1 protein-coding gene is annotated in these 1,538 nt (G+C 62.2%); it reads left to right on the forward strand.

What is annotated here, in order from left to right:
* The first annotated feature begins 266 nt into the window (after positions 1-266).
* A complete protein-coding gene (locus tag ACFW3F_RS25480) occupies positions 267-1,505 on the forward strand; it encodes an IS110 family transposase (RefSeq protein ID WP_388062491.1) in 1,239 nt (412 codons plus the stop codon).
* Positions 1,506-1,538: the final 33 nt, after the last annotated feature.

Raw genomic sequence — 1,538 nt, forward strand, 5'->3', positions numbered from 1 at the left:
CTCGCACCTCAGTATCTGCGGCCTGGCGGCCGTCGTGGGGGTCGAAGAGTTTGTGCTGGTCACCACGGTGTTGGGGGTCGATAGTGGAGGGGTGGGATGCGGCGACCTTGAATTCCTCCCTTGTGCCCAAGAGCCAGTACCTCAGTGTGAGGCGCGGGGCCTGCCACGGGAATCGTGGATTGTTGCTACGAGCACGCGGATTAGACTCCTGCAAATTTGTTCGCCCCGTCCGCAGCCCACTTTCGAGGACTCGGAAGGAGACCGAGATGGAAGTGCTACATCCCCGATGCGCCGGGATGGATGTCTCGAAATCGGATGTGAAAGTCTGTGTCCGCCTGGCTAGTCCAGGCCGAAAGACCGTGCAGAACACCACGACCTGGTCGTCGATGAGCGGCGACATTCTCCGGTTGCGGGACTATCTGATCGCCGAGCAGGTGACGTGTGTGGTCATGGAAGCCACCGGCGACTACTGGAAACCGTTCTACTACCTCCTCGAAGACGCCCCCTTCGAGGTGATGCTGGTCAACGCCCACGACGCCAAAAACCTCCCGGGCCGCAAAACCGATGTGTCGGATGCGGCGTGGCTGGCGCAGTTGGCCGCCCACGGATTGCTGCGTGCCTCGTTCGTGCCACCCGAACCAATCCGACGGTTACGTGATCTGACCCGGACCCGCACCGCGATCACCCGCGAACGCAGCCGCGAAATTCAACGGTTGGAGAAAGTCCTCGAAGACGCCGGCATCAAACTATCGGTGGTCGTTTCCGACATTAACGGGGTCTCGTCGCGGTTCATGCTGCAGGCGTTGGTCAACGGTGAACGCGATCCCGCCACGTTGGCGGAGTTGTCGGTGAAACAACTCCGCCGCAAGATCCCCGTGTTGACCCAGGCGTTGCAGGGCCGCTTCACCGACCACCACGCGTTCCTGGTCGAGTTGCATCTGGATTTCATTACCGAACACACCACCCGGATCGAGGCGTTGACCGAGCGCATCGAGAAGGTGATGGCGCCGTTTCAGGCCAAGCGGGACCTGATCTGCACCATCCCGGGTATCTCCACCACCACCGCCGATGTGCTCATCGCCGAGACCGGCGCGGAGATGGCCCAGTTCCCCACGCCAGGGCATCTGGCGTCGTGGGCGGGGGTGTGCCCCGGCCAGCACCAGTCCGCGGGACGGGTGAAAAACGTCAAAACCCGTCCCGGTAACCGTCACCTCAAAGGTGCTCTCGGGGCGGCAGCGTTGTCGATCGCCAGTCACAAAGGCACCTTCCTCAACGCCAAATACCGGCGCCTGGTGCGTTCTCGCGGCAAACCCAAAGCGATCGTCGCGCTCGAACACAGCCTGCTCACCGTGGTCTGGACCATGCTCACCGACAACGCCGTCTACGACGAACCCGGCGCCGACTACCACCAGAAACGCCACCCCGAACGCACCAAAAACCGCGCCCTCAACGAGCTCCACCAACTCGGATACAACGTCACCATCACACCCCACGGAGCGGCCTGAGCAGCCACCTCACCTAACTCTTCGGATTAGGGA

The organism is Gordonia sp. NPDC058843 (genome assembly GCF_042743165.1).
Classification (GTDB): domain Bacteria; phylum Actinomycetota; class Actinomycetes; order Mycobacteriales; family Mycobacteriaceae; genus Gordonia.